Source organism: Brevundimonas sp. AAP58, from assembly GCF_001295975.1.
Classification (GTDB): Bacteria; Pseudomonadota; Alphaproteobacteria; order Caulobacterales; family Caulobacteraceae; genus Brevundimonas.
This window is the reverse complement of record NZ_LJHU01000053.1, coordinates 1-25,679: the sequence shown is the minus strand read 5'-3', so window position 1 is coordinate 25,679 and position 25,679 is coordinate 1. Positions and strand designations below refer to the sequence as shown.

Annotated in this window: 19 protein-coding genes; 9 read left to right on the top strand and 10 right to left on the bottom strand. The window is 67.0% G+C overall.

From position 1 onward, the window contains the following. Positions 1 to 7: 7 nt before the first annotated feature. Both IP78_RS07385 and IP78_RS07380 read left to right on the top strand, forming a co-directional pair. Complete coding sequence (locus tag IP78_RS07385; RefSeq protein WP_156320326.1) at positions 8 to 1,588, top strand: iron ABC transporter permease; 1,581 nt, start codon at positions 8 to 10, stop codon at positions 1,586 to 1,588. After that, on the top strand, positions 1,581 to 2,585 hold the full coding sequence (locus IP78_RS07380; protein ID WP_054111051.1) for an ABC transporter ATP-binding protein: 1,005 nt from the start codon (positions 1,581 to 1,583) through the stop codon (positions 2,583 to 2,585). The genes IP78_RS07385 and IP78_RS07380 overlap by 8 nt, the downstream gene beginning before the upstream one ends. Positions 2,586 to 2,696: 111 nt before the next feature. On the opposite strand, the gene groL is transcribed toward IP78_RS07380, so the two are convergent. Next, positions 2,697 to 4,340 (bottom strand): chaperonin GroEL, encoded by a 1,644-nt coding sequence (groL, locus tag IP78_RS07375; protein ID WP_054111050.1) that lies wholly within the window; start codon positions 4,338 to 4,340, stop codon positions 2,697 to 2,699. Positions 4,341 to 4,397: 57 nt separating this feature from the next. Next, on the bottom strand, positions 4,398 to 4,685 hold the full coding sequence (locus IP78_RS07370; RefSeq protein WP_029417161.1) for a co-chaperone GroES: 288 nt from the start codon (positions 4,683 to 4,685) through the stop codon (positions 4,398 to 4,400). 261 nt (positions 4,686 to 4,946) lie between these two features. Here IP78_RS07370 and IP78_RS07365 point away from each other — a divergent pair, with 261 nt between their 5' ends. Further along, positions 4,947 to 5,540 carry a hypothetical protein gene (locus IP78_RS07365; protein WP_054111049.1) on the top strand — a complete coding sequence of 198 codons (594 nt, stop codon included), beginning with the start codon at positions 4,947 to 4,949 and terminating at the stop codon, positions 5,538 to 5,540. A 12-nt stretch (positions 5,541 to 5,552) separates the two neighbouring features. Here the strand turns inward: IP78_RS07365 and pgi are convergent, their stop codons facing one another. Beyond that, entirely contained in the window at positions 5,553 to 7,163 is a 1,611-nt protein-coding gene (gene pgi / locus IP78_RS07360) for a glucose-6-phosphate isomerase (RefSeq protein WP_054111048.1), read from the bottom strand. Positions 7,164 to 7,251: 88 nt separating this feature from the next. Here pgi and IP78_RS07355 point away from each other — a divergent pair, with 88 nt between their 5' ends. Continuing rightward, the gene (locus IP78_RS07355) at positions 7,252 to 7,728 is read left to right on the top strand and encodes a hypothetical protein (RefSeq protein WP_054111047.1); all 477 of its coding nucleotides are present in this window, start codon (positions 7,252 to 7,254) and stop codon (positions 7,726 to 7,728) included. Between the two features lie 104 nt (positions 7,729 to 7,832). Here the strand turns inward: IP78_RS07355 and rpoD are convergent, their stop codons facing one another. Continuing rightward, on the bottom strand, positions 7,833 to 9,797 hold the full coding sequence (rpoD, locus tag IP78_RS07350) for an RNA polymerase sigma factor RpoD (protein WP_054111046.1): 1,965 nt from the start codon (positions 9,795 to 9,797) through the stop codon (positions 7,833 to 7,835). A gap of 91 nt (positions 9,798 to 9,888) precedes the next feature. Further along, on the bottom strand, positions 9,889 to 11,760 hold the full coding sequence (gene dnaG, locus IP78_RS07345; RefSeq protein WP_054111045.1) for a DNA primase: 1,872 nt from the start codon (positions 11,758 to 11,760) through the stop codon (positions 9,889 to 9,891). 272 nt (positions 11,761 to 12,032) lie between these two features. Here dnaG and IP78_RS07340 point away from each other — a divergent pair, with 272 nt between their 5' ends. After that, positions 12,033 to 12,299, top strand: a complete 267-nt coding sequence (locus tag IP78_RS07340; RefSeq protein WP_054111044.1) for a hypothetical protein — start codon at positions 12,033 to 12,035, stop codon at positions 12,297 to 12,299. Positions 12,300 to 12,318: 19 nt separating this feature from the next. On the opposite strand, the gene IP78_RS07335 is transcribed toward IP78_RS07340, so the two are convergent. The 4 genes from IP78_RS07335 to IP78_RS07320 all read right to left on the bottom strand — a co-directional run bounded on the left by IP78_RS07335 (position 12,319) and on the right by IP78_RS07320 (position 16,131). Next, complete coding sequence (locus IP78_RS07335; RefSeq protein ID WP_054111043.1) at positions 12,319 to 13,452, bottom strand: patatin-like phospholipase family protein; 1,134 nt, start codon at positions 13,450 to 13,452, stop codon at positions 12,319 to 12,321. A gap of 186 nt (positions 13,453 to 13,638) precedes the next feature. Then, on the bottom strand, positions 13,639 to 14,799 hold the full coding sequence (gene carA, locus IP78_RS07330) for a glutamine-hydrolyzing carbamoyl-phosphate synthase small subunit (RefSeq protein WP_054111042.1): 1,161 nt from the start codon (positions 14,797 to 14,799) through the stop codon (positions 13,639 to 13,641). Between the two features lie 81 nt (positions 14,800 to 14,880). Continuing rightward, positions 14,881 to 15,579, bottom strand: coding sequence for an SDR family NAD(P)-dependent oxidoreductase (locus IP78_RS07325; protein WP_054111072.1), 699 nt, complete (start codon positions 15,577 to 15,579; stop codon positions 14,881 to 14,883). Positions 15,580 to 15,645: 66 nt separating this feature from the next. Then, complete coding sequence (locus tag IP78_RS07320) at positions 15,646 to 16,131, bottom strand: DM13 domain-containing protein (protein ID WP_054111041.1); 486 nt, start codon at positions 16,129 to 16,131, stop codon at positions 15,646 to 15,648. Positions 16,132 to 16,257: 126 nt separating this feature from the next. Here IP78_RS07320 and IP78_RS07315 point away from each other — a divergent pair, with 126 nt between their 5' ends. Further along, complete coding sequence (locus tag IP78_RS07315; protein ID WP_054111040.1) at positions 16,258 to 16,950, top strand: HAD family hydrolase; 693 nt, start codon at positions 16,258 to 16,260, stop codon at positions 16,948 to 16,950. A 52-nt stretch (positions 16,951 to 17,002) separates the two neighbouring features. Here the strand turns inward: IP78_RS07315 and IP78_RS07310 are convergent, their stop codons facing one another. Beyond that, on the bottom strand, positions 17,003 to 20,035 hold the full coding sequence (locus IP78_RS07310; RefSeq protein ID WP_197272406.1) for a TonB-dependent siderophore receptor: 3,033 nt from the start codon (positions 20,033 to 20,035) through the stop codon (positions 17,003 to 17,005). A gap of 405 nt (positions 20,036 to 20,440) precedes the next feature. On the opposite strand from IP78_RS07310, the gene IP78_RS07305 reads away from it, so the two are divergent. The 3 genes from IP78_RS07305 to carB all read left to right on the top strand — a co-directional run. After that, positions 20,441 to 23,656: a TonB-dependent receptor gene (locus IP78_RS07305; protein WP_054111038.1), complete on the top strand. Its 3,216-nt coding sequence runs from the start codon at positions 20,441 to 20,443 to the stop codon at positions 23,654 to 23,656. Positions 23,657 to 23,844: 188 nt separating this feature from the next. Further along, a complete protein-coding gene (locus tag IP78_RS07300; RefSeq protein WP_231680951.1) occupies positions 23,845 to 24,159 on the top strand; it encodes a ribonuclease E inhibitor RraB in 315 nt (104 codons plus the stop codon). A gap of 12 nt (positions 24,160 to 24,171) precedes the next feature. Continuing rightward, positions 24,172 to 25,679, top strand: a 1,508-nt coding sequence (carB, locus tag IP78_RS07295; RefSeq protein ID WP_156320325.1) for a carbamoyl-phosphate synthase large subunit, incomplete at its 3' end; no start/stop codon positions are given.

Here is a 25,679-nt window from a genome sequence, read left to right as displayed (position 1 = left end):
CGCGATCATGATCAGAAGCCGGTCCGGTGGCCGCCCTCGTCCAGGGCGGCCATCGTCGATTCTGCACGGGCTTGCCCTTGGCGCGGCCGGGGTTGCGATTGTTCCGCTGGTCGGCGTGATCATCGCCGCGCTCGGGTCGACCAATGCGCGTTTCGCCAGTGCCGATCTGCTGCGTTACGGCCTCACTTCGCTCGGTCTGCTCGCGCTCGTGCTGCCGGGCGTGTCGATCCTCGGTTGCGCAGCCGCGTGGCTGGTCAGCCTCTACCGGTTTCCCGGCCGGTCGGTCTTCGTCTGGGCGCTGGCCTTGCCGCTGGCTCTGCCAGCCTTCGCCCTGGCCTATGGTTACGCGGACCTTCTGGATGTGGGCGGACCCTTCCGCGTCTGGCTAAGAGACGCGGGCCTGGGGTGGACCGGTTCCATCCGCAATCTCTGGGGTGCCGGCCTCATCCTGACTCTGGCCTTTTATCCCTATGTCTATCTGACGGTGCGTTCAGTGCTCGCCACACCTGCGGCGCGCACCCTGGAAGCCGCCCGATTGCTCGGCGCCTCGCCTCTGAGCCTGGCCTTGCGCGTCGGCCTGCCGCTCGCCAGGCCCGCCGTCGCCGCGGGCGCGGCCCTGGCCGCGATGGAGACCCTGGCCGATTATGGTGCCGTGCAGTTCCTGGGCGTCCAGACGCTCACGACTGGCGTCGTGCGGGCCTGGTTCGTGCTCGGTTCCGTTGAAAGCGCGGCGCGCCTGGCACTGCCTCTGCTCGCCGTCGCGGCGCTGCTCTTGTGGCTGGAACGTCAGAATCGGGCAGGCCGCTATGCGGGGAGCGCGCGCGCCGAGGGGCCTGCGATCTCTCCGGTGCGCCTCAGGGGATGGCCCGCGGCGCTTGCCTCCGGTTTCTGCGGGGCCCTTGTGACCTTCGGTCTGCTGGTCCCGCTGGGCTGGCTGACGATCGGCGCGATCGACATCACGCCCGAGATGGGGCGGCTCGTTCGCGCTGCTCTGAACAGCCTCGGCTTGGGTCTGGCGGGGGCGGCCGCGACCCTGGTTCTGGCCGGCGCCATCGCCCTGGGCGCGCGCCGCATTCCAGTGACTGCGCGGCTTGCCAGCCTCGGCTATGCCACCCCCGGCGCGGTCATGGCGATCGGCCTGCTCGTCCCCGCCTCAGCGGTCTGGTCGGGTTTCGCCGGTTCGACCCTGGCGGCCCTGGCCCTGCTGATCTTCGCCTATGCCGCGCGATTGATGGCCGCCGCGGTCGAGCCTCTCGACGCCGGTCTGGCCCGCATCACGCCGGCCATGGGCGAGGCCGCGCGCCTGCTGGGGCAGGGCGAGGCCGCGACCGCATGGAAGATCCATCTGCCGATGATCGCCGGCCCGGCCTTGACGGCCGCCTTGATCGTTTTTGTGGATGTGCTCAAGGAGCTTCCCGCGACCCTGATCCTCAGGCCCTTCAACTTCGACACCCTGGCGGTGATGGCCGACAACTACGCACGCGATGAACGTCTTGCCAACGCGGGTTGGCCTGTCCTGGCCATCGTGCTTCTGACGCTTCCTGTCACCTGGTGGCTCACAGGCAGGATCGGGGCGGCCCGTGGCTGAGCCCGCGATCGTTCTTGATCGCGTCACCCGACGCTTCAGCGGTCGCGCTGCGGTCGATGACGTTTCCCTGACGCTCGAGCCTGGCCGCATTCTTGCGCTCCTTGGCCCCTCGGGCGGCGGCAAGACGACGCTCCTTCGGCTCATCGCGGGCCTGGAGACCCCGGACGCCGGCTCCCTGTCGATCTCGGGAAGTCTCGTCGCCTCCTCCGGTCACTGGATGCCGATTGAGCAGCGCGGGGTCGCCCTGGTCTTTCAGGACTTCGCGCTCTTTCCCCACATGACCGCGCTCCAGAACGTCGCTTTTGGGCTGAAGGGGAAAGCTGCCGCACGGCGCGAAACCGCGCTCGCATGGCTGGATCGCGTCGGCCTGGCCCACCTGGCCCATCGCCATCCCCACGCCCTGTCCGGAGGCGAACAGCAGCGTGTGGCCCTGGCGCGCGCCTTGGCACCGGAGCCGCGTGTGGTCCTGTTCGACGAGCCCTTTTCCGCCCTTGATGCCCATCTGCGTCAGTCGGTCAGGGACGATGTGATCCGCCTTCTGCGCGACACCGGCTCCACGGCCGTCATCGTGACCCATGACGCCCAGGAGGCGATGGGCATGGTCGACCAGTTGGCCCTGCTGGAGAACGGCAGGTTGATCCAGACCGGATCGCCTCGGTCCGTTTATGACCATCCGGTGTCGGCGACTGCCGCGCGCCTGCTGGGACCGGTCAACGTCCTCAGGGCCATCGCTGCCGATGGCGTCGTTCACAGCCCGTTTGGCCCGTTGCCCGCTGACGCCGACGGACCGGTTCAGATCGCCGTCAGGCCAGAGCGTCTGCGTCTGGCGAACGACGGTCTGGCTGGGCAGGTCGTCGAGTGCGGTTTCTCGGGCGACTGCTGGATGGCTCGAGTGGAGACGGCGGCGGGTCCGCTTCGCGTCCGTCTGAGCGCGCCGGCGACCGGGCCGGTGCATGTCGTCGCCGAGCCCGACGCGGTGCGCGTGCTGCCAGCCTGATCGGCCCTCGATGGCACGCGCGTGCCGGCCATTCGTCGGCACATGAAAAAGGGCGGGCCCGTCGCCGGACCCGCCCTCTCGATTTCAGTCAGTCGTAAGTGACCGGACTTCTTAGAAGTCCATGTCGCCCATGCCGCCCATGCCGCCCGGAGCGCCGCCGGCCGGGGCCGACTTCTTCGGAGCATCGGCGACGGCCGCTTCCGTCGTGATCAGGATGCCGGCGACCGAGGCCGCGTCCTGAAGCGCGGTGCGGACGACCTTGGCCGGGTCGATCACGCCCATGGCGACCAGGTCGCCGTACTCTTCGGTCTGGGCGTTGAAGCCGTAGGTGGCCGAGGGGTTCTCCAGCACCTTGCCGACGACGATCGAGCCCTCGACCCCGGCGTTCTCCGAGATCTGGCGGATCGGCGCCTGGATGGCGCGGCGGATGATGGCGATGCCGGCGGTCTGGTCGGCGTTGTCGCCGGTCAGGCCTTCCAGCGCCTTGGTCGCCTTCAGCAGGGCGATGCCGCCGCCGGGGACGATGCCTTCTTCCACCGCGGCGCGGGTGGCGTTCAGGGCGTCGTCGACGCGGTCCTTCTTCTCCTTGACCTCGACCTCGGTCGAGCCGCCGACGCGGATGACCGCGACGCCGCCCGCCAGCTTGGCCAGACGCTCCTGCAGCTTCTCCTTGTCGTAGTCCGAGGTGGTGTCCTCGATCTGCTTCTTGATCTGGGAGATGCGGGCCTCGATCGCGTCCTTCTCACCGACGCCGTCCACGATGGTGGTGTCGTCCTTGGTGATGGTGACCTTCTTGGCCTTGCCGAGCATGTCGAGCGTGACGTTCTCGAGCTTGATGCCCAGGTCTTCGGAGATGACCTGGCCGCCGGTCAGGACGGCGATGTCCTCCAGCATGGCCTTGCGGCGATCACCGAAGCCCGGCGCCTTGACGGCGGCGACGCGCAGGCCGCCACGCAGCTTGTTGACCACCAGGGTGGCGAGCGCCTCGCCCTCGATGTCTTCGGCGATGATCAGCAGCGGGCGACCCGACTGGACCACGGCTTCCAGGATCGGGAGCATGGCCTGCAGCGACGATAGCTTCTTCTCGAAGAGCAGGATCAGAGGCTCCTCGAGCTGGGCCTCCATCTTGTCGGCGTTGGTGATGAAGTAGGGCGACAGGTAGCCGCGGTCGAACTGCATGCCCTCGACGACGTCCAGCTCGGTCTCGGCGGTCTTGGCTTCTTCGACGGTGATGACGCCTTCGTTGCCGACCTTTTCCATGGCCTGGGCGATCATGTCGCCGACTTCCTTGTCGCCGTTGGCCGAGATGGTGCCGACCTGGGCGATCTCGGAGTTGGCCGAGACCTTCTTGGCGTTGGACTTCACTTCTTCGAGGACCGCGGTCACGGCCTTGTCGATGCCGCGCTTCAGGTCCATCGGGTTCATTCCGGCGGCCACGGCCTTCAGGCCTTCCTGGACGATCGACTGGGCCAGGACCGTCGCGGTGGTGGTGCCGTCACCCGCCTTGTCGTTCGTCTTGGACGCGACTTCGCGGATCATCTGGGCGCCCATGTTCTCGAAGGCGTCCTCGAGTTCGATTTCCTTCGCCACGGACACGCCGTCCTTGGTCGAGCGCGGGGCACCGAAGGACTTCTGGATGACGACGTTGCGGCCCTTGGGACCCAGCGTCACTTTCACGGCGTTGGCGAGCACGTTGACGCCGCGCAGCATCTTGTCGCGCGCGTCGGTGTTGAACTGTACGATCTTGGCGGCCATCCGGCAGCTCCTATTCGTCTGATGTTGTTACGGAAACGAAGGCGAAACGCCGGGTGCTCAGGCGAGCACGCCCAGGACGTCCGACTCCTTCATGATGATCAGGTCTTCGCCTTCCAGCTTGACCTCGGTGCCCGACCACTTGCCGAACAGGATGCGGTCGCCGGCCTTCAGCTCCAGCGCATTGACCTTGCCGGTCTCGTCGCGCAGGCCGGGGCCAACCGAGATCACTTCGCCTTCCTGGGGCTTTTCCTTGGCGGTGTCGGGGATGATGATCCCGCCCTTGGTCTTGGATTCTTCTTCCACGCGCTTGACCAGCACGCGGTCGCCGAGAGGACGAAACGCCATCTGTGAGTTCTCCGATGAGCTCGAAATAAGGTCTTCAGTCAGCCGCCCTGCGGCACGGATTAGCAGCCGTGACCGTCGAGTGCTAACGCGCCGTCGAAATAGGTCCGGGTGCCCTTCGCGTCAAGGCCTTGGGGCTCGGATGAACGCCAGATGAACGGAATCCTGACGCGCCCGTTCAGCTTTCGAGGCGCAAACCGGTTTTGTCAGTCGCTGTTCGCTCACGGCTGAGCGAAGGTCGCCGTGAAGGCATCGAGGGGCATCATGAAGATCAACCGTCTATTCGTCGCCGGGGCCGCCGCCCTCGTCCTGTCCTCGGGTCTGGCCGCCGTGGCCGCGCCCGCCGAGGCCCAGAGCCGTTACGACCGCCGTCATTATGATCGTCACGACGACGATGATGACGTGGCAGAGAACGCCATCATCGGTGCCGTCGTCGGAGGCATCGCCGGGGCCATCATCGGTGACGGCGACGGACGGTCCGTCGCCACAGGAGCCTTGGCGGGTGCCGCCCTCGGCGTTGCCGCCTCCGACAACGATCACCGAGGCTATCGCAGCTATGGCGGTTCCTATGGCTACAGCTATGCCCCGGTCTATCCTGCCTATGGCTATGGCTACAGCAGCTACGGTTCCTACCGGGTCGACTGCGACTACTATCGCGATGGGCGCTGCTGGCGGAACCGCGGCCACTGGGAACGCGAGAACGGCATCAACAGCCGCGATGGCTACGACCGCCGCGAGCGCGCCATCCTGCGCGATGACCGCCGCGACCATCGTCGGGACTGGCGTTACGACCGTCGGGATGACCGCCGCGACCGCCGGGATGATCGCCGCGACGACCGCCGCTGGCGCAACTACTGAAACCGGCTCGTCTCAGCCGATGAGGCGAGCCAGCAGATCGGCCGTCGACGGGTCCAGTTCCTCTGACGGCCGGCCAGCCTCGACGTCCTTCAGGATGGCCTTGGCCAGCACCTTGCCCAGCTCGACGCCCCACTGGTCGAAACTGTTGATGTCCCAGATCACGCCCTCGACGAAGGTCTTGTGCTCATAGAGCGCGATCAGGGCGCCCAACGCCTCGGGGGTCAGGGCCTCCATCACGATCGTGGTCGAGGGCCGGTTGCCCGGAAACGTCTTGTGCGCCGCCAGCCGGTCGGCCTCGGCGGGATCGAGGCCTGACAGTTCGGCGCGGGCGGCCTCGGTCGTCTTGCCCTGCATCAGGGCCTGTCCTTGCGCCAGCGCATTGGCCCACAGGGGAGACTCGGGGGGAGCCTCCACCGCGTCGCCCTGTGTTCTGCGCACGACCACGAACTCGGCGGGCACCACCTCGGGTCCCTGATGGATCTGCTGGAAGAAGGCGTGCTGGCCGTTGGTGCCGGGCTCTCCGAACACCAACGGACAGGTACCGCGCGTGGCGGGCGAGCCGTCCCGGCGCACCCGCTTGCCGTTCGACTCCATCTCCAGCTGCTGCAGGAAGGCGGGCAGGCGGCGCAGGCCGTGGGCATAAGGCGCGACCGTCCGCGCCCGCCGCTTCAGCCCGTCGACGTTCCACACCTGGGCCAGCGCCATCAGCACCGGGGCGTTCCGCTCCAGCGGCGCGGACAGGAAGTGCTCGTCCATGGCCCAGGCACCCTCCAGCATTCGCCCGAACACCTCCGGCCCCAGGCCGATCACGCACGAGAGGCTGACCGCCGACCACAGGGAGTAGCGCCCCCCCACCCAGTCGCGGAAGGCGAAGGTCCGGCCGCAGCCAAAGCCTTCCGCCCGCTCCGGCGCCGCCGTCACCCCGATGATGTGCTTCTCGCGTCCGGCTTCGGGCAGGGTCTTGGCCAGCCAGGCCTTGGCGAGGTCGGCGTTGGCCAGCGTCTCCTGCGTCGTGAAGGTCTTGGATACGACGATCACCAGGGTCGTCTCGGGATCCAGTCCGGTCAGGGCCTCGGCCATGTCGCGGGGATCAATGTTGGCGACGAAGCGCACATCGATGGCCGGGTCCAGCGGACGCAGGGCGTCCCAGACCAGACGCGGCCCCAGGTCCGACCCGCCGATGCCGACGTGGACGATGGCCTTGAACGCCTTGCCGGTCGCGCCAGTCTCGCGACCCTCGCGCACGGCGTTGGCATAGTCGGCCATCGCCCGGCGCACGGTGTCGACCTCGTCCGACACCGGCTCGCCCAAGGCAACGAAGTTTCCCCCGGGCCCGGCGCGCAAGGCGGGATGGAGCACCGCGCGGCCTTCAGTAAAGTTGATGGCGTCTCCACCGAACAGCTGGCCGCGAGCCCTCTCTACATTGGCGGAGCGCGCCAGGCCCAAGCACGCCTCGAAGGCCTTCCGCGTCCAGCTCTGCTTGGACAGGTCCAGCCACAGGCCCGCCGCCTCCAGCGTCATCCGCGACAGCCGCTCGGGATCGGCCGCGAACTGGTCCAGGATACATGCCTCGCGGTCCCGGTCGGCGGCGGCGTCGAAGGCGGTCCAGGCGGCGTCAGTCATGGGGTGTCCGGGAAGGGGAGGGGCAAGGTCTCGTTTACGGTCGGGGCGTAGACCGGTTCAATCGCCGATTCGCGAAACGGAGCCCGCCATGACCTGTGGCATTGTCCTCGCCGCCGCCCTGCTGCTGTCCGACCCTAACGTCGCCCTGGCCGCCGTGGAGCCCGCCGCCGTCGGTGGCGCCCCGGTCTCGATCGCGTCCGAGCCCCTGTTCGCCGACATCGTGGCTCAGTCTTCCGCCCTGCGAAACATCGTATCCCGGCAGATCGAGACCGGATCGGCCGCCCGCGATGATTTCGGTGACAGCGAGCAGTTCGCTCTGGTCCGGCGCGGGGCGACCTCTCTCGCCGCGTTGAACATGCAGGGGCACCTGATCCTGGCCGAACGTGGCACGGACGGCGACCTCAGGTGCATCCTTCGCGGCATCGCCGAGGACATTCCGGTGAAGCTCGACGCCGTGGAACAGGCGTCCAGTCCCGAGGCCCGGGCGCTGGCCCTGTCGGAACTGGCTTACCTGCTGAACGATAACGTCGAGGTCATCACCGCGCCTCCGCAGCCCGAGGCCTGACGTCCCGTCCTCCGCAAACAGAGAAGCGGGCAGGAGTGAGGGTCCCCGCGTCTTCGCAGCGACCCTGAGCTCCGATGCCAGCTCTCTCCCGGTTGGACGCGTGTCTAGCTGTCCAGGAAGCTGCGCAGCTTCCGCGACCGGCTGGGGTGCTTGAGCTTCCTCAGTGCCTTGGCCTCGATCTGGCGGATGCGTTCGCGGGTGACCGAGAACTGCTGCCCGACCTCTTCCAGGGTGTGGTCGGTGTTCATGCCGATGCCGAAGCGCATCCGTAGCACCCGCTCCTCGCGTGGCGTCAGGCTGGCCAGCACCCGCGTGGTGGTCTCGCGCAGGTTGGACTGGATGGCCGCATCGATGGGCAGGACCGCGTTCTTGTCCTCGATGAAGTCGCCGAGATGTGAATCCTCCTCGTCGCCGATGGGCGTCTCGAGGCTGATGGGTTCCTTGGCGATCTTCAGGACCTTGCGGACCTTCTCCAGCGGCATGGCCAGCTTTTCGGCCAGCTCTTCCGGCGTCGGCTCTCGGCCGATCTCGTGCAGCATCTGGCGGCTTGTGCGGACGATCTTGTTGATCGTCTCGATCATGTGGACCGGGATGCGGATGGTCCGCGCCTGGTCGGCGATCGAGCGGGTGATGGCCTGACGAATCCACCAGGTGGCGTAGGTCGAGAACTTGTAGCCGCGGCGGTACTCGAACTTGTCGACCGCCTTCATCAGGCCGATGTTGCCCTCCTGGATCAGGTCCAGGAACTGCAGGCCGCGGTTCGTGTACTTCTTGGCGATGGAGATCACGAGGCGCAGGTTGGCCTCGACCATCTCCTTCTTGGCCTGACGGGCCTCGCGCTCGCCTTTCTGCACTGTCTGGACGATGCGGCGGTAGTCGTCGATGGGCAGGCCGGCCTCGGTGGCGACCGCCGCCACATCGGCGCGGATCTGGGCGATCTGGGCCGCCTGGTCGTCCGAGAACTTGGTCCAGCGGACGCCCATGTCCTTGACCCGCTCGGCCCAGGTGGGGTCGAGCTCCGAGCCGAAATAGGCCTTCAGGAACTCCGGCCGCGAAATGCCGTAGCTGTCGGCCATGCGCAGCAGACGGCCTTCCAGACCGATCAGCCGCTTGTTGATGGCGTACAGCTGCTCGACGAGGGCCTCGATGCGGTTGTTGTTCAGCTTTAGCGTCTTCAGGCGGCCGGAGATGGCCTGGCTCAGCGCATCGTGGGTCTTGCGATCCTTGGGCGACAGGTCCTCGCCCCGCAGCCGGCTCTCGACCAGCTTTTCCTGCAGCTTCCTGAACGCATCGAAGTCGGCGGCGATGGCGTCCAGCGTCTCCATGACGCCGTCGCGCAGCTCGGCTTCCAGCGCCGAGATCGACATGCCGCCGCCGTCGTCGAAGTCCTCGTCGTCCTCGTCGCCCTCGGGCTTGTCTCCGCCGCCCTCGCCCGCGTCCTCGGTCTGCTCGCGCGGGGGGGCGGGCTGACCAGGGATGGGGGGCTGGGGCTGGTTGTGCGGCAGCGACGCGGGGTTGATGACGCCATAGGTGGCGTCCAGGTCGATGACCTCGCGCAGCAGGATGCGGTTGTTGGCCAGTTCGTCGCGCCAGACCATGATGGCCTCGAACGTCAGGGCGCTTTCGCACAGGCCCGAGATCATGGCGTCCCGGCCGGCCTCGATGCGCTTGGCGATGGCGATCTCGCCCTCGCGGCTGAGCAGCTCGACCGAGCCCATCTCGCGCAGATACATCCGCACCGGGTCGTCGGTACGGTCGTAGGTCGGCTTGGCATTCTCGTCGGAGACGGCGGTCTCGGCCTTCTCGGCCAGTTCGCCGCCGGAGCTCTCGGCTGCGTCTTCTTCCGCCTCGACGACGTTGACGCCCATCTCCGACAGCATGGCCAGGGTGTCTTCGATGGCGTCGGGCGTGACCTCTTCGGACGGCAGGACCTTGTTCAGCTCCTCCATCGTCACATAGCCGCGGGCCTTGGCCTGCTTGATGAACTTCTTGACCCCGGCGTCGGTCAGGTCGAGCAGGGGGCCGTCGGATTGGACTTCGGGTTCCTGCGTCTCGGTCTGGGCGCTCATATAGGCCTATCGTCTCCGTCCGGGGTGCGGTTCCACCCTCGGCAAAATTGCAACAGTCGTGCCGAAATAGGACGGTTTCTGCGCCACTCCCTCAGGAAGCCGCCGCGTCGTCCCAGATCGCCCCGGTTTTGATGGCTCGCCGCAATGCATCTCGCTCGGCCTTCAGACGACTGAAGGCCGAGGCGTCGAAAGCGGTGTCCGCTCCCGACTTCGCTGACGCCAGCGCCGCGTCCAGACCCGCCAGACGGGTCAGGGCCGCGAAGCCTTGCGACCACCGGGTCCGTGCCTCGGCGAGGGGCGCACTTGCGGCCAGGAAAGGCGCGCCGGACTTTGCCGCCGCCTTCTCGACCTCGCGCACGAGAGCATCGTGTCCGGAACCGGCGAGATGGCGACGCAGGCCCGCGCTGTCAAGCGTCTGACCCGAGAAGCGAAGCCGAACCAGCTCCTGCGCCAGACCGTCCAGCGACGGGTCGCCGAAGCCGTGGCTGGAGATGGCCTCCAGATGGTCGTCCATGCGCTCGGGGTCCTCGATGGCTCCGTGGGCCAGCGCGGCGGCCATGGGCTCGATGGCGCGGTTCAGCGCCTGCATGGCCTGCGCGCCCTCGGCGGTCTGGCCCAGCTTGGGCGGCGGGCCGGGTCGCCAGCGGCCGCCAACGTTTTGACCGCGCGTCACTTGCGCTGGGCGGCCGGGAAACAGGGCGTCGAAACGGTCGAACAGGTCGCGGCGGTATTGCTCGGCCAGATCCTTGTCCTGGATGGCGGCGGCGGCGTTGCGCAGGCGGCCCTTCAGACCAGCGCGGCGCTCGGGCGTGTCGAGCGGCTCGACCTCGACCTCGCGGCGAAACAGGACCTCGGCGAAGGGCCGCGTCTCGGCCAGGGCCTGACGCAGCGCCGGCGCGCCCTTTTCGCGCAGGATGTCGTCGGGATCCTGACCGCCTTCCAGGAGGGCGAAACGGAACGACTTGCCTGCTTTCAGCAGCGGCAGGGCCCGTTCTATGGCCCGAAAGGCGGCCCTCTGCCCTGCCCCGTCGCCGTCGAAGCACAGCACCGGCTCGGGCGAGACCCGCCAGAGCAGGGCCATCTGGTCCTCGGTCAGGGCCGTGCCCATGGGCGCGACGGCCGGCAACCCCGCCCTCTGGCAGGCGATGACGTCCATGTAGCCTTCGACCACGATGACGCTCTCGGTCGACTTCGACGCTGCGCCCAGGATGCGCCGCGCCTCGGGCAGGCCGTAGAGGGTCGCGCCCTTGTGGAAGAGCGGGCTCTCCGGCCCGTTAAGGTACTTGGCCCGGTCGTCGGGATTCATGGCCCGTCCGCCGAAGCTGACCAGCCGTCCGCGCGCGTCCAGGATCGGGAACATCAGCCGGTCGCGGAACCGATCATACGGACTGCCCCCGCCCTCCGGCGCGATCAGCAGGCCCGCTTCCACCAGCTCGCCGGGCTTGGCCCCGCGCTGGACCAGAGCCGCCTTCAAGCCTTCGCGGTCGTTCGGCGCATAGCCCAGGCCGAACCGCTCCCACTGGTCCTCCGGCAGGCCGCGCCGTTCCAGATAGTCCCGGGCCGCCTTACCGACCGAACGGCGCAGATTGGCCGCGAACCACTTCTGGGCCAGGTCCATCCAGTTGGCGAGACCCTGGCGTTTCTGCTCGCGCTCGGCGGCCTGGGGGTCTTCGGCCGGCATCGGCATCCCCGCCTCGGCGGCCAGGCGTTCGACGGCTTCGGGAAAGCTCAGCCGCTCGGTCTCCTGCAGGAAGGAAATGATGTCGCCGTGCTTGCCCGAGCTGAAGTCGTGGAAGAAGCCCTTGTCGTCATTGACGAAGAACGACGGCGACTTCTCCTTGGTGAAGGGGCTCAGGCCCACCCACTCGCGCCCCTGCCGCTTGAGCTTCACCGTCCGCCCGATCACGTCGGACGGGCGAAGGCGGGCCTTCAGTTCCTCCAGGAAGCGGTCGTCGAAGCGCAAGAGAGGTTCGAGGGGCTAGGGGTTAGGTTCTAGGGGCGTCCGTCCGCACCGGCTGAACGACCCATGCACGAGAGTCCTAGACCCTAGAACCTGAAACCTCGAACCTAAAACCTTCTTAACTCCTGCTTAACCAATAAGGCGATCCAGCCGTCATAACCGTCTGCATCCAAACATTATTCTGACGGTATCCGGAACTATCCACAGGAGGCTGTGGTTAATCCCGCAGGCTCACCGGGCGCAGAAGCGCCGCCTCCCCACCCGCACGAGACACTATGTTCATCGCCATCGCCCGCCCGGCGGTGGAGCCCCAAGGCCCCGACGCCGTCGCCGTCCCCGGTTCCCCCGCCATCGCCAACCTGACGCCCCGCGCTCTGCACGCGCGCCTGCTGGACAACGCCGCCCGACGTCGCCTGCGCGGTCTGGAGCGCAAGCGGTGCGGCCGCACCGACGATGCGGACTACTGGCTGCACGCCGCGCCGGTCGCGGTGAAGAAGGCCAGTGCTCTGCGCGAAGAGCGCAGCTTCGCCCCTCTGCCCTGATACGCTCGCCTTCGGGTCCCTAGCGCCAGATGTCGCCCGAGAGGGCACCGGCACGCCCGACGTCGAACACCGCCCGCATCGAGGCCGGGCTGAAGTCCAGCGGAGAGGCTTCGGCGTCGTCCGGCAGGGCGGCGTAGCGAAAGAACAGGCTGTTGCGATCGGCGAAGGCGCGGTTGCCCTCCAGCGTCGTGGTCAGCGAGGACCTCAACAGGATTTCGACGCTGCGCCCCAGCACTCCGCCCAGACTGTCGCGCGTCACGGCGAAGTCGGGAGCCAGCCGCCCATTGATGACCACATGGAAGCGCGCCCGGCTCAGCATCGGCGAGGGCTCCCGATAGGACCAGAGCGTCTCGGGCACGGCCAGGAAAGGCGTCGTCACCCCGCCATCGACATGCATCTCCTCGAACATCAGGTCGCCGGTGTTCGAGGAAATCAGCACCGGCGGAAAGGCCCCGGGAATGCTGGCCGAGGCGACCAGCACGGTGCGGAACAGTTCCAGCGCCTCGGGCGTACCGACGGCGGCGATAGCCCCCAGGTCCCAGCTGACGCCGCGCTGGCTGTCGAGGTCGGTGGTGGCGACCAGCAGGACCCGGCCCTTGGCGTGTTCGGCGGCGACGGCCACCAGCATGGCCTCGTCAACATAGCGGTCCACCAGCGCCCGCAGCGGCTCGCCCTTGTAAATGCCGGAGCCGAACAGAACGCCCAGCCCCTGCGACTGCAACAGCGTGGAGGCGGCTCCACCGGTGTAGGCCTCCTCCAGTTGGTCATCCCAGTCGGAACCCAGGAAGACGAAGGGTGCCGCGAGCGCCCCGGTGGAGACGCCGGTCACCACTTCGAAATCTGGCCGGTCCCCCCGCTCGGTCCAGCCGCGCATCAGTCCTGCGGTGAAGGCTCCGTTCGATCCTCCGCCCGACAGGGTCAGGAAGTCGACCACCCCGTCCTCGCCCACCGGCACGCCTTCGCGGAAGGCCTGGCGGAAAAGGGCGATGCGCCGCTCGTCATCCAGATAGACGCGGATGGGATACCGTTCGTCGGACGTCAGCCCCATGGGTCGCGCGGCCTGGCGGTCCTGCAAGGCGAACGACGAGCGTGAGCCGCCGACGCAGCCGCCGAGCATCAGGATCACAAGGGCAAGCGAGAGGGCGCGGATCATGGCGGCCTGACGCTATCACGCCTTTTTGGACACCCCGATGACGGCGTTCGAGCGTTTTCCGGCTCAGGCCTGTGTCCGCGATTGACGTCCCTGTCGCCTAGAGCGGGATCGGCGCTCACAGGGCGAACCCAGGCGATGAGAGAAGTGAGAGTCACTCCCACTCCTTCTCCTGACTCCCAAGCCGCGTCAGGCGTCCATCAACGCCCGGAAGCGGTCGAACAGATACAGGCTGTCCGTCGGCCCCGGCGAGGCCTCGGGGTGGTGCTGGACGCTGAACACTGGCCGGTCCCTCAGCTGGATGCCGCAGTTGGTGCCGTCGAACAGGCTGACGTGGGTCTCCTGGACGGCGTCGGGCAGGCTGTCGCGGTCCACCGTGAAACCGTGGTTCATCGACACGATCTCGACCTTGCCGGTGGTCAGGTCCTTGACCGGATGGTTCGCGCCGTGGTGGCCCTGATCCATCTTCACAGTCCGGGCGCCCAGCGCCAGAGCCAGCATCTGGTGGCCCAGGCAGATGCCGAAGATCGGCTTGCCGCTCTCGACCAGCTTCCGGATTTCCGGCACGGCGTATTCGCCGGTCGCGGCCGGATCGCCCGGGCCGTTGGACAGGACCACGCCATCGGGGTTCCGAGCCAGAATGTCCTCGGCCGACGTCGTCGCCGGCACCACGGTGATCTTCGCGCCGGTCGAGGCGAGCGCCCGCAGGATGTTGCGCTTCACCCCATAATCGATGACCACGACCGACTTCCCGGCGGCATCGACGCGGGGATAGCCCTCGGGCCAGTCCCACAGGGCCTCGTTCCAGTCGAAGGCCTGGAGCGTCGAGGCCGGTTTGGCCAGATCGAGGCCGACCAGACCCGTCCACGCCTTCGCTTCGGCGACCAGGGCGTCGAGATCGAAACGGCCTTCGGGATCGTGGGCGATGACGGCGTGCGGCGCCCCGTGGTCGCGGATGGCCTGGGTCAGGGCGCGGGTGTCGATGCCCGACAGACCCACGACGCCCCGCCGCTTCATCCAGGCGTCGAGCGAGGCGTCGGAACGCCAGTTGGCCGGATCCGTCGGCAGGTCGCGGAACACCGCCCCGCGCGCGGAGGTGTCGGAGCCCCCGCCCATCTGCTCGATGTCCTCGACGTTGGTCCCGGTGTTGCCGACGTGGGGAAAGGTGAAGGCCAGGATCTGGCTCATGTACGACGGGTCGGTCAGGATCTCCTGATACCCCGTCATGGCCGTGTTGAAGACGACTTCGCCCAGCGCCCGGCCGGTCGCGCCCACCCCGATCCCCTGAAAGATCGTGCCGTCGGCCAGAGCCAGAACACCGGTGCAGCCGGGAAGCAGAGAAGTCGTCATGGCCGTCCCTTTACACCGAATCCCGGCGAACAAACGGCCGCGTAGCTACAGAGGCACCGCCCCAGGGTCAACGCGCCTGGCTCACTCCGGAATGCGGGCTCCGTCCCAGGCGAAGACGCCCCCGCTGTCGGCGGGCGTCAGGCCGTCGAGCACCGCCAACAGCCGCTCGGCCGAATAGAGAGGCGTGAACAGCTTGCCCTCGGCCACCCCCTTCTGGAACGGCGTGGACAGGGCGGTGTCGACCGTACCCGGATGCAGCCCCGCCACCACCGCCTGCGGATGCGACCGGCCCAGTTCCACCGCCAGGTTCCGCAGCAGCATGTTCAGCGCCGCCTTGGACGCCCGATAGCTGTGCCAGCCGCCCAGCCGGTTGTCGCCGATCGAGCCCACCCGCGCCGACAGGGCGGCGAACACCGCGCGCCGGTCCCGGGGCATCAGCGGCGCGAAATGCTTCATCACCAGTGCCGGCCCGACCGTGTTGATCCGGTAGTCGCGCAGCAGATGCTCGGCCGTTATGGCCTTGTAGGTCCGCTCCGGCTCCTCGCCGCTGTGCAGCACGCCGGTGGCGACGAGGATCAGCGCCGGCGGCGGGCCCGCGCGGACCCGCTCGGCGGCGGCGGCGATGGAAGCCTCGTCCTCGAGATCGACATGGGCCTCTCCAGCCAGAGACCGCCCCAGCCGATGCACCCGGGCGTATCGCTCGCCGCCCTCCAGCGCATCGGCGAGCGCGCGGCCGATCCCTCCGGAGGCTCCAATAACGATGGCGGATGTGTCGGACATGACGCCGACCGTGGTCGCGCGCGCTGGCGCGGGCAAGGTGTCACCTTGCCCCAGATCGCATGTTCGTCAGGCGGGGACCAGGTCGGCCGGCGAGATCAGGACCGAGAACTGCTCGCACCAGATGACCACGCTCTTGTACCGCGACAGATCGGTGCCGGCCGGTATGGCGTATCGCTGGCCGCCCTTGAACGCGCGCAGCGTGCCCAGGTTGATGTGCTGGCTGTCCGTCACGTCCGACGCCGTGCGCACGCCGTCGGCGGCGACCAGATAGACCCGATAGGCCGGCCCCGGACCGACCTCGAAGTCGCTCTCCAGAAAGACGGACTGCTCCGTCACCCGCACGCGACCCCGGCCGTAGTGGACCGGATCGGAAGGGTTGGCGTGGATGAACGTCCCCGTGGCGACGGTCGTCGCGACCTCTTCCGCCGCCAGGGTCTCGGTCGCCTCCGCCGGCGGGAAGACGAAGGGGAAGATATAGAATCCCACGCCGATCCCCACCGGGACGCCCAGGAGACCGCCGATCAGGAAGGCGGCGATGACGGTCTTGCGCATGGCGTCGTGCTTTCTGCGGCAACAGGGACGAAAGCCCCGACACCTGCGGCTTCGCCATTATCGCGCGGCGAGTTACACGGTCCCCGCGTCGGCCCCGCGACGCGCGATTGGACGCTCGGCCCCATCATGCCCATCACCACTGTCGGCCTCGATGCCGACGACACCCTCTGGCACAATGAGACGATCTTTCGCCTGACCCAGGCTCGCTTCCTCGACCTGCTGGGCGAGCACGACAATTCCCTGATCGAAGCGCGTCTGGCCGAGGTCGAGCGCCGCAACCTGCGGCTCTACGGCTACGGCATCAAGGGTTTCACCCTGTCGATGCTCGAGACGGCGATGGAGCTGTGCGAGGGCGAGCCGCCGCCCGGCGTGGTACGCGAGATCCTGGCTGCCGGCCGCGAGATGATCGCCCACCCGGTCGAGACCCTGCCGGGCGTCGACGAGACCCTGGCCGCCCTGTCCGAACGCTACCGCCTGGTCCTGATCACCAAGGGCGACCTTCTGGATCAGGAGAGGAAGCTGGCGGCATCAGGGCTCGGTGACCTGTTCGCCGCCGTGGAGATCGTGTCGGAGAAGGATCGGGGCACCTACGACCGCGTCTTCGCCCGCCACGGCACCGGGGCCGATGAGGCCGTCATGGCCGGCAACTCCGTGAAGTCGGACGTCATCCCCGCCATCGAGGCCGGGGCCTTTGCCGTCCACATCCCCTACCATGTCACCTGGGCGCACGAGCTCGCCGAGCCGCCGGTGGACCATCCCCGCTTCGGCCTGCTGGACAGCATCGCCGACCTCCCCAGCTGGATCGCCGAACGGGCATAGAAAAAGCCCCCGCCCTCTTTCGAGAGCGGGGGCTTCGGTTCGTGGGCGACGCTTACAGCTTGTAGGTGGCGCCGACGTAGAAGGTCCGGCCCTGGGGACCGATGGGGGTGGCGAAGCTGCCCCGATCCGGCTGCTGGTCCGTCAGGTTGTTGACGCCGCCATACACGGTGACGCGGTCATCGACGTTCCAGCGAGCCTGGATGTCGTGACGCTTCAGCGCCGAGAACAGACGGTACTCCTCCTCGACGTAGTCCGGCTCGGCCGCCAGCGTCAGCGGGTCGATGCGGAAGGTTTCGTCGTAGTAGGTGAAGCCGTAGTTCACGACGAAGTCGCGCCATTCCCAGGTCAGATCTGTCGAGACGATCCACTCCGGGGCGCCCGGGAAACCGAGGCTGCTGTCGGGCGTGTCGAGTTCGATGAACACCAGCTCTTCCAGCTTCGAGCCTGCCAGCGAGAAGCTGAACCGGCCGATGTCGCGCTCGATGCCCCAGTCTGCCGGATCCAGCGCATAGCGCACCGTGAAGTCGTAGCCGGACGTGTTGTACGAAGCCACGTTCAGGGCGAACTGCTCGAACGAGTCGATGAAGCCCTGGCCCGGTCCCGGCTGGCTGCGCCGGGTGATCAGGTCGCAGAACTGGTTGCCCGCCGGCAGGTCGTAGCACTGGTCGACGATCGTCTGGGCCGAGAAGAACTGGATCGCATTGGTCAGGGCGATGTCATAGTAGTCGACCGACAGCGTCAGGTTCGGCACGATCGGCGGCTGGATGACGATGCCGTAGGTCGTGGTTTCCGCCTCCTCGACATCCAGGTTCGGGTTGCCGCCGACGCGACCCTGGACCGATCCGGAGTTGGTGTTCTGGAACGCCGCGGGGTTCGCGACACCCGCCGCCGCCAGGGCCGCCGTACAGTTCGCCACCCGGTTTGACGTGCCCAGGTTGACGTTGTCGACGTCGCACGGGTCGGTCAGCAGGGCATTGGTCTGGACCTGGGGCAGGAACAGCTCGCCGATGTTGGGGGCGCGGACCGAGCGCGCCTCGGTGCCGCGCAGCAGGATCCAGTCGATCGGTCGATACAGCAGGCCGACCTTCCACGCCTCATTGCCGCCCGCCGTCGAATAGTCCGAATAGCGGTAGGCGCCGTCCAGCGTCAGGGTGTCGGCGAACGGCAGGTCCTTCAGCAGCGGGATCGAGACCTCGGTGAAGATCTCGGCCACGTCGAAGCTGCCGCCGCTGTCCTGGCCCGAGCCTTCCCAGGTCACGTCGTAAGGAAGCTGCTCGCCCGGGGCCAGTTCGTCGGTGACGGTCTGGGCCAGGCGCGCTTCGTCGGACACGCGCGAACGGCTCTTCTCCTCGCGGTATTCGGCGCCCAGCGCGAAGCTGATCGGGCCGGCCGGCAGGCTGAAGAAAGCTTCCGTGTCGCCCGAGATATAGCCCAGCAGCTGGGTCTGCTCGATCTTGTCCGAACTGGCCGAGTCGGTGCGGACCCAGGCCAGGGCCTCGGCCGACGGCGAGCCGTCGCCGAAGATGTTCAGCGGCACGCAACCCGAGTTGGGGCCCGGGGTGAAGGTGCGGGCCCCCACGCGCGGATCGACGTTCGGGTTGGCCAGATACGACGCCGGATCCAGGTTGCTGCGGCAGGTCGGACCGCCGGGGCCCTGGACCACGTCGATGGCCGCCAGGAAGCGGTCGTTGATGCGGTTGTTCAGATACAGGTTGTCGGTCTGGGTTTGGCCATAGACCGCCGACACCTCATAGGTCAGGCCCAGCGGCAGATCGCCTTCGATGCCGAACACCAGACGGGTCGTGTCGCGGGTGATGTCGCGGCCCGTGTAGCCCAGGTCGAAGTTGTCGCGCTGGATGAAGACGCCGGGGTCGACGCCCAGCAGGGCGGCGTTGGCCGGGTTGCCCAGACCGTCGGGATTGGTGACCGCGTCGTTGCGGATCGCGGTGGGCATGAACGGGTTGTCGATGCCGGTCCAGAGGCCCAGGAACAAGAAGGCGTTGTCCGGGCCATAGCCGAAGTCATAGGTCGGCTGGGCGGTGAAGCCGGTCTCGATGCGGGCGAACTTGCCTTCCCAGAACAGCTCGTGATTGTCGTTCAGCTGGAACCGGCCGGTGGTGTTGATCGTGTAGCGGTCCTGGGCCGGGGACAGGTCGTCGACGAAGTCATCCAGCAGGGTGCCGGAGCCGCCGATGACGGGGAAACCCGAGGTCGGCCGCCCGTCGCGCCATACCGCGCCCGCGCCCTCATAGTCGAAGCCGAAGTAGGAATCGCCGAAATCCAGGTCGGTGTAGACCGAGCCGCCGCGCGAGGTGTCGGGGTAGCGGACGTCGCGGAAGAAGACGAAGTCCGGAACATTGGGATCATCGGCGAAGTCGTCGGGGTTGCCGACCAGCACTTCGCGCAGGCCCGGCGTCGTGTAATCGCGGTCGAACTGGGAGATCGCCTCGTCCAGGGCGACCTCGCCGGCGATGGTCAGGTTCAGCCGGTCGTCCAGGAAGTTGCGGCCATACAGGGCGCTGACGAAGCTGCGCTCGCCGCCGCCGTCCTCGGTCCAGCCGGTCTGGGCGCGCACGTCCAGCCCCTCGAAGCGCTCGCGCAGGACGAAGTTGACCACGCCCGAGACGCCGTCGGCACCATACAGCGCCGAGGCACCGCCGGTCAGGATTTCGACGTTCTGGATCAGACCGACCGGGATGGTGTTGGTGTCCACCGCCGCCGAGCCGGGATCCGAGGCGACATGGCGACGGCCGTTGACCAGCACCAGGGTGCGCTGGGTGCCGAGGTTGCGCAGGTTGAGCAGGTTCAGACCCACCGAGGCCGAGCCGCCGGTGTCGGCCGAGTCGACCGAGTTGAACGAATTGGCGACCGCCGGGAAGTCCGTCAGCAGGTCCGTGACGTTGGTCACGCCGGAATACTGGATCGTCTCGCCCGTCACCGACACGACCGGGTTGGACTGGACATAGTCGGGAAGGCGCAGGCGCGTCCCGGTGACGACGATCTCTTCGACCTCGGTGGCCTCGTCCTGGGGCACCGCAGGGTCTTGCGGCGCGGTCTGGGCGACAGACGCGGTTGCGGCCGTCATCACGAACACAGACGCGGTCCCGGCCAGCATCGTTGAAAGGAAAAGAGAACGTCGCCGCGACTGCATAAAGTCTTCCTGTGCTGATGCTCAGATAACAAAGTTATCGAGGATACTGGTTTCTGTTACAACGAACGGCGTTACGGACGAAAATGCCGTAGATGTCGCTGCTGTGACGTATTGTAGGCGATTTGAGCCAGAATGCGCCATAGCTCTGCTGCGGGACGCGTTTTCAGACCAAGTTCTGTCGCAAATCGGTGACATCGGGCGAAGCCGATGCAATTGTGGCTTCGCGGTGACCCTTCCATGTCAAAATCGCTCATGCGGCGCATCTCGCGTTGACGAAGGACATTCACGGCAAAAAACTACCTTCACTGTGGCCTCGTTGCCGGGGTGAAGGAAAGAAACATGCGGACCAAATTCAGCATCCGGACCATCTGCTTGACTGGCGTCGGTCTCGCAGCCCTCCTTGCCAGCCCTGCGCTAGCTCAGGACCCTGGAGAGGTGACCGAGGTCGAGGAGATTGTGGTCACAGGCTCGCGGATCGCCATCCGCCCCGAGAACGCGCCCCAGCCGGTCCAGGTGCTGAGTTCGGAGACCCTGGCAGCCCAGGGGGTGACCGAGATCGCTGACGCGCTGGATGTCATTCCCGCTCTGCAGGCCTCAGAAAGCACTGCCCAGGCGAACGGCGGCTCTGTGCAGCTGAACCTGCGCGGGATGGGTGCCAACCGCACCCTGGTCCTGGTCAACGGCCGCCGTCACGTCTCGGGCCAGCCGGGCACGGCTGCCGTCGACATCTCGACGATTCCGTCCGCCTTGGTCGAGCGGGTCGAGGTGCTGACGGGTGGTGCCTCGGCGGTCTATGGCTCCGACGCCGTGACGGGCGTCGTCAACTTCATTATGAAGCGCGACTTCGTCGGCACCGAATGGGAAGTTCAGGGCGGCATCTCGGGTCAAGGCGATACCGAGGAGATCTTCGCCTCCTTCGCCCAGGGCCGCGATTTCGACAACGGTCGGGGCAACATCTCGATCGGCGTCCAGGCCAGCCGTTCCGAAGCTCTGTACTATGGTGATCGCGACTGGGCGGCCAACAACAATGTCGCCGACGACAAGGCCAACCCGGCTCGCAGCTTCCAGATTGGTGACCCGGTGCCGGCTGGCCAGACCCAGGCCACGGTTCTGGGCCGCACCATCCTGCTCGCCAACGGCACTCCGCGTTACGCCAACACCGACCCGGCCCTGATCGCCCGAGCTCAGGCCGCACCGGCTCGTGCCTACCTGAACAACCCCGTGTTCTCGATCGCCTCCATCGGCGGCCTGATCGGCTATGACCCTTACGGCTTCGGCTTCGCAGGTGGACCCGGTGACTTCGGGGCGCTCAACCGTCCCGACCTGGACGGCAACGGCGTCTTCGACTGCCTGCAGAGCCAGGGTGGACGTGGCGGTGGCGGCGGCTTCCCTGTCGGTTGCTGGGTCGTCGATCCGGTCACAAACGCGATTCGTCCGTTCCGCGACGGCCTGATCGGCAACTTTACCGAACAGTTCGGCGGTGACGGGAGCCCGCAGACGTTCTCCAATCAGTCGCTGCTGCCCAAAGACGAGGCGGTCAACATCAACCTGCTCCTGAACTATGAGTTCTCGGACTCGTTCCGGACCTACGCTGATCTGAAGTACGCCTGGAACCGGGGCACGACCTACAACCCGTACAACACCTTCGACGATTCCATCCCGATCGCGTTGGACAATCCCTACATCCCGACTGCGATCCGAAACATCGTCAACGCCCAGATCGCGCAAGGTAATGGTGATGCCCAGTCCCTCGTGACCATCGGTCGTGACAATATCGACCTGTTTGACCCAGAAGCATCCAGCGAGCGCGAGACGATCCGCGCCGTCGTCGGGTTCGGCGGTGAGATCTTCGACGGTTGGACATACGATGTGTCGCTGAACTACGGCGAGACAACGCAGGAGGCTCGAGGCTTCGTGCGTCTGGAAGACCGGTTCTTTGCGGCCATCGACGCCGTGACGGCGCCCAACGGAGACATCGTCTGCCGGTCGACGTTGGATCCTACTGCCTTCCCGCGCTATTCGTACCTGACCGATACGGCCAACTTCGGGCCGGGCGCGACAATCCAGCAGTTCGGCGGCTTCACCACCTTCACCCCAGGGGCCGGCTCGCCCTGCCGACCCATCAATCTGTTCGGCGTCGGAAACTCAAGCCGCGAAGGGCTGGACTTCCTTCGCTATGAGGCGGTCGACACCTCCAAGATCGATCAGCTCGTCATCGCGGCGAGCCTGATCGGTGATCTCGGGCGCTGGTTCAGCCTGCCGGGTGGCCCAGTCGGCTTCGCCGTGGGAGCGGAATACCGTGAGGAGAACTCCCTGTTCACGCCAGACATCGCCCGTCAGAACGGCGAAGTCTTCCAGTATCAGACAACCCGCATCACCGAAGGCGGATTCGACGTCGCCGAAGCGTTCCTGGAGCTGCAGTTCCCGATCCTGTCGGGCGCGCCGTTCGCCGAGGTTCTGAGCCTGAACATCGCCGGGCGCGTCGGTGACTATTCGACCGTTGGCGAGACCTCGACCTGGAAGGCCGACGCCATCTGGGCCCCGATCGAGGATATCCGGTTCCGCGGCGGCTATGCGGTCGCCATCCGGGCACCCAACATCGGCGAGCTGTTCGCCCCGCTGAATGCCGCGACGTTCCGGCCCGTAGACCCCTGCGATTCGGTCAACGTCAACTCAGGGCCCAACCCGGCTAATCGTCTCGCCAACTGTCGGGCGGATCTGGGGATCACGGGTACCTACAACTTCACCGACCCGTTGACAGCGCGCTTCACCGGTCAGACCGGCGGCAACGCGAACCTGGAGGAAGAGGAAGCCGAGACCATCACCTATGGCGTGGTGCTGCAGCCTCGGTTCCTTCCGGACCTCAGCGTGACGGCGGACTACTGGTCGATCGAGATCGAGAACGCGATCTCGGCGGTCGCGGCGCAGGATATTGTCAACTCCTGCTATGACGCGCCGACGCTCAACAATCAGTTCTGCACGCTGTTCACGCGGAACCGAAACGCGACCTCTCCGACGTTCCTGGGCTTCAACTACCTTCTTCAAACCCAGCTCAACTTTGCCCGGCTCGAGGTGTCGGGCGTCGATTTCGCGGTCAACTACGGCTTCGACTTCGCCGACTTTGGCAAGGATGCCTGGGGCACGCTGGACCTGTCGGTGACGGGGACCTATCTGGAGGATCGCAACGACTTCCCGTTCGTGGCCAATCCCAGCCAGGCCAATCCGGTGAAGCTGGAACAAAACTTCCCCGAATGGGCCGGTTCGATCGCGGCCCGCTGGCAGGTGTCGGACTTCACCGTGTCGTGGTTCTCCAACTACCAGTCGGAACAGACGCTCGTGTCGACGCCGATCGAGGACATCGCCCGGTTCGATCCGGCCTTCGCCGACGAGTTCTGGAGCCACAACGCTTCGGTGCGCTGGGACTTCCAGCCCGGCTACTCGGCCACCTTCGGGGTGAACAACATCACCGACGAGGAACCCTACTTCGGCAACGTCGCCACGCCGGTGTCGCCGGTCGGACGCTCCTTCTTCCTGAGGATCTCGGGCCGCTACTGATCCTGAAAGATCGAAGAACCACGGAGGGCGACCCGGTGACGGGTCGCCCTTTCGTTTTGGCGCGGAGCGTTCTTGCGCCCGCCCCCTTGCGTCTCTAAACGGGCCGCTTAGCCGACAACCCGCACCAATCGCCGCCGCAGCCGGAACGCCGCGACGCGCGGCGATCCTGCGCGCCGAAAGAGACCGCCTTGCACGAAGACGTCATCAGCCATGAGGAGCGCGACGCCATGATCCGCGCCGCCCTGGCCGAGCATGGCGACAGTGGTGTCACCCCGCGCCACACGCTGTTCTTCTTCCACGGCGAGGGCGACCACGACGACCTGAACGAGGTCGCGCGCCGCGCCGGCTTCGTCACGTCCGGCCAGGACGAGACGACGGTGCTTGAAACCACGATGGCGGTGGACGCGGCGTCCTTCGCGCCCGTCAGCGCCATGATGCAAACCTGGGCCGCGGCCTTCCAGCTGGACTACGACGGCTGGGAATGCGCGGTCGTCACCCATTGAACGGAGGCTGAGATGCCCAAGCGCACGGATATCCAGTCTATCCTGATCATCGGGGCGGGGCCGATCGTGATCGGTCAGGCGTGCGAGTTCGACTACTCCGGAGTCCAGGCGTGCAAGGCGCTGAAGGCCGAGGGATATAGGGTCATCCTGGTCAACTCCAACCCGGCGACGATCATGACCGATCCGGGGCTGGCGGACGCGACCTATATCGAGCCGATCACGCCCGAGTTCGTCGAGAAGATCATCGAGAAGGAGCGGCCCGACGCCCTGTTGCCGACCATGGGCGGGCAGACGGCGCTGAACACGGCGCTGGCGCTGGATGCGTCGGGCGTGCTGGCCAAGTACGGCGTTGAGATGATCGGGGCGCGGGCCGAGGTCATCGACAAGGCCGAGGACCGGCAGAAGTTCAGGGACGCCATGGACAAGCTGGGGCTGGAAAGCCCGCGCTCCAAGGCCGCCCATACCCTGGAGGAGGCGCTGGAGGGGCTGGAGTTCGTCGGCCTGCCCGCCATCATCCGCCCGAGCTTCACGCTCGCCGGCACAGGCGGCGGCATCGCCTATAACCGCGAGGAGTTCGAGGAGATCGTCCTGCGCGGCCTCGACCTCAGCCCCACCACCGAGGTGCTGATCGAGGAGAGCGTGCTGGGCTGGAAGGAGTATGAGATGGAGGTCGTCCGCGACAAGGCGGACAACTGCATCATCGTCTGCTCCATCGAGAACGTGGACCCGATGGGCGTCCACACGGGCGACTCCATCACCGTCGCCCCGGCCCTGACGCTGACGGACAAAGAGTACCAGCGCATGCGCACGGGCTCGATCAATGTGCTTCGCGAGATCGGCGTCGAGACCGGCGGGTCCAATGTCCAGTGGGCGATCAATCCGAAGGACGGCCGCATGGTCGTCATCGAGATGAACCCACGCGTCTCGCGCTCCTCGGCCCTGGCGTCCAAGGCCACGGGCTTTCCCATCGCCAAGGTCGCGGCGCGTCTGGCCGTCGGCTACACCCTGGACGAACTCCAGAACGACATCACCCAGGTCACCCCGGCCAGCTTCGAGCCGTCGATCGACTATGTCGTGACCAAGATCCCCCGCTTCGCCTTCGAGAAGTACCCGGGATCGGAGCCCCTGTTGTCGACCTCGATGAAGTCGGTCGGCGAGGTCATGGCCATCGGGCGGACCTTCCAGGAGTCGATGCAGAAGGCACTGCGCGGTCTGGAGACCGGCCTGTCGGGTTTCGACGAGATCGAGATCGAGGGCGTGATCGGGGCCGAGGACGACGCCGCCATCCGCGCCGCCGTGGTGCGCGCGCTGGGCCAGCCGACGCCCGACCGCATCCGGGTCATCGCCCAGGCCTTCCGCCACGGCCTCACGGTCGAGGAGGTCGAGGCCGCCTGTTCCTATGAGCCGTGGTTCCTGCGCCAGATCGCCGACATCGTGCGCGAGGAAGGCCACATCCGGGTGAAGGGCCTGCCCGGCCTCAACGAAGCCCTCCCCCTGGAGGGGGGAGGGTTGGGTGGGGG